Annotated in this window: 5 protein-coding genes and 1 pseudogene; 3 read left to right on the plus strand and 3 right to left on the minus strand. The window is 65.3% G+C overall.

What is annotated here, in order from left to right; genetic code table 11:
• Positions 1 to 206, plus strand: a pseudogene (locus tag WB785_RS09060) (hypothetical protein); the annotation flags it as partial.
• Between the two features lie 187 nt (positions 207 to 393).
• Here the strand turns inward: WB785_RS09060 and WB785_RS09065 are convergent.
• Positions 394 to 885 (minus strand): SRPBCC family protein, encoded by a 492-nt coding sequence (locus WB785_RS09065; RefSeq protein ID WP_424078585.1) that lies wholly within the window; start codon positions 883 to 885, stop codon positions 394 to 396.
• A 9-nt stretch (positions 886 to 894) separates the two neighbouring features.
• Between WB785_RS09065 and WB785_RS09070 the strand changes: the two genes are divergently transcribed.
• On the plus strand, positions 895 to 1,938 hold the full coding sequence (locus WB785_RS09070; protein WP_424078586.1) for an LLM class flavin-dependent oxidoreductase: 1,044 nt from the start codon (positions 895 to 897) through the stop codon (positions 1,936 to 1,938).
• Positions 1,939 to 1,948: 10 nt separating this feature from the next.
• Here WB785_RS09070 and WB785_RS09075 read toward each other — a convergent pair whose 3' ends face one another.
• On the minus strand, positions 1,949 to 2,470 hold the full coding sequence (locus tag WB785_RS09075; protein WP_424078587.1) for a hypothetical protein: 522 nt from the start codon (positions 2,468 to 2,470) through the stop codon (positions 1,949 to 1,951).
• Positions 2,471 to 2,626: 156 nt separating this feature from the next.
• Between WB785_RS09075 and WB785_RS09080 the strand changes: the two genes are divergently transcribed.
• Positions 2,627 to 5,941, plus strand: coding sequence for a LuxR family transcriptional regulator (locus WB785_RS09080; RefSeq protein WP_424078589.1), 3,315 nt, complete (start codon positions 2,627 to 2,629; stop codon positions 5,939 to 5,941).
• 22 nt (positions 5,942 to 5,963) lie between these two features.
• On the opposite strand, the gene WB785_RS09085 is transcribed toward WB785_RS09080, so the two are convergent.
• Positions 5,964 to 6,077 (minus strand): hypothetical protein (locus WB785_RS09085; RefSeq protein WP_424078590.1); only part of this gene is annotated, 114 nt, incomplete at its 5' end.

Raw genomic sequence — 6,077 nt, forward strand, 5'->3', positions numbered from 1 at the left:
CCCTTCAGCACCGGCGACTACTCGCTGTGTGCCGCGACCGCGGATGGCTGCGGGACGACATCCCGTTCGACGACCTCGTGGAGACGACAGTGGTCCTGACAAGCCCGGAGACCTACCATCGCATCGTCCACTACGGCGGCCTCAGTGCAGACGCCTACCAGAAATGGCTGCTGCGAATGCTCAACGAGACGGTGTTAAAGCACTAACCAGTCGCCGGGCCAACAAACCGGCATCGCAAGCAAGCACAACGGCGAACATATTAGCGACGCATTCTCATGCAAACAATCCAAATCCCAGCCTTCCCGGTCGGACACAACCGCCGCAAGATGCGGACTTCGATCAGCTTGCACGCGTATGTCCCGCCCTGGCTGTCATCAAGGTTCGAGTCAGCGCTCAGGTCTCGGCCTGCGACCGAACCTGCTCGAGATTGGCCGCCATGTTCTGCTGCCATTCGGCAAGGCGGCGGGAGATGATTCTGGCCTCCTTCTCCGGTTGCGCGAGGATCGCAGGAGTCAGACCCGATGGGCCTGGCCCCATCCGTCCCCACTGCCGAACCAGCACACCATCACTGGCTGGCTCGACCTCGAATCCCCATGTGGCGCTTACCCCTTCGGGCCCGGTGACGTTGTATACCCAACGGCGTTCGGGTTCGACTTCCACGACCTCGCACACCGTCGCCCAGTCACCGAACGCCTCATGCTTGTTGCGACCGCGAAACCGTGCACCGACTGCGACCTCGTTGGCATCGTCAACCCACTCGACGGCCTGCAATTCCGTCGAGCAGCGCGCAGGCAGGTTGATGTCGGTCACCAGCTTCCATGCGGTAGCAACATCACATCGAACGCGCTGTGTCACTTCGACTGTGGGCTGATCGCGGTATCGCACCCTTGTAGCATGCCAGGGATGAAGGTCGGCGCGATGATCGAACCCCGCTTACCGGGCGCGGCGGAGTTCGCAATCGCCGCCGAACGGATCGGTGTGACGTCGTTGTGGGTTCCCGAAGTCTGGGGCTACGACGCGCTGACCGGGCTGGCCTACCTGGCCGCCAAGACGTCGTCGATCAAACTCGGAACGTTTGTCGTGCAGTTGGGTTCGCGCAGTCCGGCGATGCTCGCGACGTCGGCGCTGAGCCTGCAGGAGCTCTCCGCAGGCCGCTTCATCTTGGGCATCGGCACCTCAGGGCCACGGGTGATGGAGGGCTGGCACGGTGTCCGGTTCCGCAAACCGGTGCAGACCACCCGGGAGACCATCGAGATCATCCGCACCATCAGTCGCGGCGAGCGACTTGAGCACGCCGGCGAGATCTACCCGCTGCCACTGCCGGACAGTCGCGGCGCCGCGCTAAAACCGCTGGTGCGGCCCGATCATGTCCCGGTCTACGTGGCGGCGATGGGCCCGCAAAACCTGCGGCTGACCGGCGAGGCGGCGGACGGCTGGCTGGGCAACGCCTTCATCCCGGAAGCCGCCGAGGTGTTCTTCGGCCCGTTGCGGGAAGGGGCCCAGCGAGCCGGGCGCACCCTTGACCAGCTCGACCTGGTCGCTCCCGTCGCCGTCGAGTTCCACGACGATGAAGCCGCCGCCGACGCCGCCGCGCGCCGCCACGCCGACGGATACGCGTTCACCATCGGCGCGATGGGCGCCGGGGGTTCAGGAGGCCAGAACTTCTACAACGACGCGTTCACCCGGCTGGGTTACGGCAGCGAGGTCGACACCGTCGCCGGGCTATGGAAAGCGGGGAAACACGACGAAGCCCGTGCCTCGGTGCCGCTCGACCTCGTGCGCCTGACGAATCTGCTCGGCACACCCGACGCCATCGCCGACCGGGTGAGCCGCTACCGCGCAGCGGGCATCACCACGCTGTTGGCAAAACTCGACGGCGACTACGAGCAGCAGCTGGCGATATTGCAGCGGCTGGTCGCCATTGCCGAAGCGGCTTGAGCGGGCGGCATCACCAGCGCATCATCGGCAAAGGGCGCAGCGGATGGCGTAGCGCGTACCCGGTCAGGCCCTTGGCGAGGAATACATGGAATCCGCTGTACGGCAACCGCGCGACCGCGGCCCGGACGGCCGAGCGCCCAATTCGGTTGTGCAGCAAGCCATGGCTGACGTCCACCAGGTCAGCTTTGCGGAACGTCTCGGTGACCTGGTCATCGACTGCGCGCAGCCGGTGGTGTTCGGTGATCAACGCGCACAGCTGATCGATGTCTGTGATGCCGAACTCGTCGGCATACGCCGCCGCGAGGTCCGCCGACGGCCTCAGGTAGTCGAAGCTGCCGGCGGTCCAGATGCCCAGATCGTGCGTCGCCCACGCCAGTGCTGCGACGTCGGGGATCGAAAAACCAAGCAGCAGCTGGTGATAGGTGATGCAGCGGTATACGTGGTTGCGGTAAGCAGCCAGGTCATCGCCTAACGCGTCGCGATGCCGATCCAGCACGGCATCGACGATCGGATGCGCTGTGACGACCTCCACCGCGCCAAGCTTAGGCGGCCAGGTCGGGAGGCCCACATCGGCGGCGCCGCACGGTGACGCCTTCGGCTACCTTCGTGCGTTCGAGGATCGATCTGCGCGGGACGAACGGGCGGTTGTACGTGTTTGCACTGATGTTTTACAACCCGCGTTCGTCGCATGCTGGCTAACATGAACGAACGCGCGGATATCCCGCCGGTGAACTGGAGCGAGATAGGCGTAAGCGAGTTGTTGCCGACCGGAACGGTGACGTTGCTTCTTGCCGATATCGAGGGCTCAACACGGCTGTGGCAGGCCCAGCCCGACGAGATGGCGGCAGCGGTCGCGCGCCTTGATCGCACGTTAGGTCAGCTCGTCGCCTCCCATCACGGAGTCCGCCCGATCGAGCAGGGCGAAGGCGACAGTTTCGTGATCGCCTTCAGCCGTGCCGGAGACGGGGTCGCCTGCGCCGTCGACTTACAGCGGGCCCCGCTGAGCCCGGTCCGGCTGCGCATCGGCATTCACACCGGCGATATCCAATTCCGCGACGAGGGCAATTACATCGGTCCGACGATCAACCGTGCCGGCCGACTGCGCGACCTGGCTCATGGCGGCCAAACCGTATTGTCAGTGGCCACCGAGGCGATGGTCGCCGACAACCTGCCCAACGATGGCTGGCTGAAAGATCTGGGCACATATAAGCTTCGCGACCTGCCCCGCCCCGAACGAGTGCTGCAGCTATGTCATCCGGATCTCAATAACGAGTTCCCCTCATTGCGAACGTCGAAGACCGTTGCCGCGCATAAGCTTCCGGTGCAGCTGACGAGCTTCATCGGTCGCGCCGAACAACTGGCGGAGATGCGCCGGATTCTGGCGGCCAACCGGTTGGTGACGCTGACGGGCGCCGGCGGGGTGGGCAAAACCCGTCTTGCTATCGAGGTTGCGGCCTTGTTTGCGGAGGACCTCGACGGCGGGGCGTGGTTCGTCGACCTCGCGCCTATCACCGATCCGGACATGGTCGCCATCGCGGCCGCTCGCGCCCTGAGCCTGCCCGACCAACCGGGTCGCTCTACCACTGAGACACTGCTCGGATTTGTCGGTGATCGCCAGATGCTCCTCGTTCTCGACAACTGCGAGCATCTCCTGGACGCGACGGCGGACCTGATCAAGACGCTGCTCGACGCCTGTGCCGGGTTGAGGTTGCTAGTCACAAGCCGCGAACAGATCGGCGTCGCCGGTGAGGTGACTTGGCGGGTGCCGTCACTGTCGCTTGCCGACGAGGCGATCGAACTGTTCATCGATCGCGCGCGCCTCGCTCGGCCAGATTTCACGATCACCGACACCGCCACCGCCGTCGCCGAGATCTGTCACCGCCTAGACGGGATGCCGCTGGCGATCGAGCTTGCGGCGGCGCGGGTGCGCGCGTTATCGGTCGACGAGATCCGCGACAGCCTGCAGGACCGCTTCCGCCTTTTGACGGGGAGCAATCGCATTGCCGTGCGCAGACAACAGACGTTGCGGGCATCGGTCGATTGGTCGCACGCGTTGTTGACCGAGCCGGAGCGGGTGTTGTTTCGACGATTGGCGGTATTTGTCGGTGGGTTTGACCTCGCGGCCGCGCGTGCGGTTGCCTGTGACGGTGACGTCGAGCGCTATCAGGTGCTCGACCAGATCTCCCTGCTCGTCGACAAGTCGCTGGTAGTAGCCGAAACCAACGGCGGTGCAACGCGATACAGGCTCCTCGAGACCGTGCGCCAGTACGCGCTGGAAAAACTCAGCGAGTCAGGCAACGGCGACGATGTACGGAACCGCCATTGCGACCATTACGTGGCGATCGCCGGTCAACTCGACGACCCAGCCGACGCCAGCGACGAAAAGCTGGTCAACCGCGTCGAAGCCGAGATCGACAATCTTCGGGCCGCGTTTGGCTATACCCTCGACGGCGGCAACGCGGAGATTGCTTTGCGTTTGGCTTCTACGTTGGTCCCGCTCTGGCTGGCGCGGGGCCGAATCCACGAGTCGTTAATGGGCTGGTTCGACGCCGCCCTCGCCGAGAGTGGGGGTCGCCGCGGTGATGTGGCACCCGAAGTGGAGGCGCGCGCGCTCGCCGACAGAGCCCTGCTCCACACGTGGGCGGTGGGCGCTGACAGCGCTGGTTGGGCCACACAAGGCCTGGCGATCGCGCGTGAGATCGGAGATCCGGCTCTGCTGGCACGAACGCTGACCGCCTCCGGAGTCATGGCCGCCTACCGTGGCGAGGCCGACTCGCGGTACTTCGACGAGGCCATCGGCCTTGCCCGCGCCTTGCGTGATAAGTGGACTCTGAGCCAGATCCTCGGCTGGCAAACAAATTTGGGCTTCATGCGGGGTGACCCGATTGCGACGCGCGAGGCCGGCGAGGAAGCATGCCAGATGGCAGCCGCCGTCGGAGACCGCTTTACCACCCTCCAGTGCCGCACGTGGCTCGGCTGGGCGCAGGCAATTACTGGGGATCTGGCGGCGGGCAGTACCCAGCTGCATGAGGTTGCAATCGACGCGGAAGCGGGAAACGACGCGGTCTGGTGGGCCGTGAGTATGAGCTTTTACGGGATGGCCGTTTCCCACCAGGGTGATATCAACGCCGCGCGGGCCAGCCTCGACGCGCCCATGTCGGTGATCGCCGAGTTGGGCGACCTCTGGACGGGCAACGCCAATGGCGTGCGGGCTATCGTGACACTGGCCGCAGGCGAGGTCTCCGATGCCGAGCAAGCGAGCGCCGCGGCCTGGAAACAATTGAGCGCCAACCCTATCCACCAGCAGATGTATATGCACCTTCGGGCCGAAGCCGCCTTGGCGCTCGCTGATGTGGTTACGGCGCGTCGATGGGCCGACGAAGCCGTGTCGGTGGCCTCGGGGTGGCATCGCGTGTTGGCGCAGACCACCCGTGCCCGGGTCGCGATCGCGCAAGGGCAGAACGATCAAGCGGAACGTGACGCACACGAGGCGCTGGCGTCGGCGGCCGGCCTGACGACGCTGCTCGCTGTTCCCGACATCTTTGAGCTGCTGGCCACCCTGGCCGTCGATGCCAGCCGCCATCCCGAAGCGGCCAGGCTATTCGGCGCCGCCCAGACGCTGCGCCAACGCATGGGGGCCGTGCGGTTCAAGACCCACGATGCCGACTACGTCAATGCGGTCGAGCGTTTGCGGGATGCGTTCGGAGAGAGCGAATTCGACGCCGCCTGGGCGGAGGGTGCGGCGTTATCCACCGAAGAGTCGATCGCCTACGCTCAGCGCGGTCGTGGTGAACGGCAGCGGCCGACTACCGGATGGGAATCATTGACCCCGGCCGAGCGCGCCGTCGTCAGACTGGTCAGTGAAGGACTACCAAATAAGGATGTCGCCGCCAGGCTGCTGATCTCACCTCGAACGGTGGAGACCCATCTCAGCCACGTCTATAGCAAGCTCGGGCTGAGCTCACGCGTTCAACTCGTCCAAGAAGCAGCCCGCCACGCCTGAACCGGCGCCAACCGCGCCAAGCTTAGGCGGCCAGGTCGCCGCGTCCGCCCTTGGCGCGCTTCCCTCGACGCCAGCCCCGCACGGTGGCAATCGCCGTCTTCAATCCGCGGCGGCGCCCGGTGGCCGGATCGGTGCC

It is taken from the genome of Mycobacterium sp. (assembly GCF_049585075.1).
GTDB lineage: Bacteria > Actinomycetota > Actinomycetes > Mycobacteriales > Mycobacteriaceae > Mycobacterium.

Coding starts and splice junctions, on each gene's coding strand:
- WB785_RS09070 (WP_424078586.1), top strand. CDS start 895: ATGCCAGGGATGAAGGTCGGCGCGATGATCGAACCCCGCTTACCGGGC.
- WB785_RS09080 (WP_424078589.1), top strand. CDS start 2,627: ATGCTGGCTAACATGAACGAACGCGCGGATATCCCGCCGGTGAACTGG.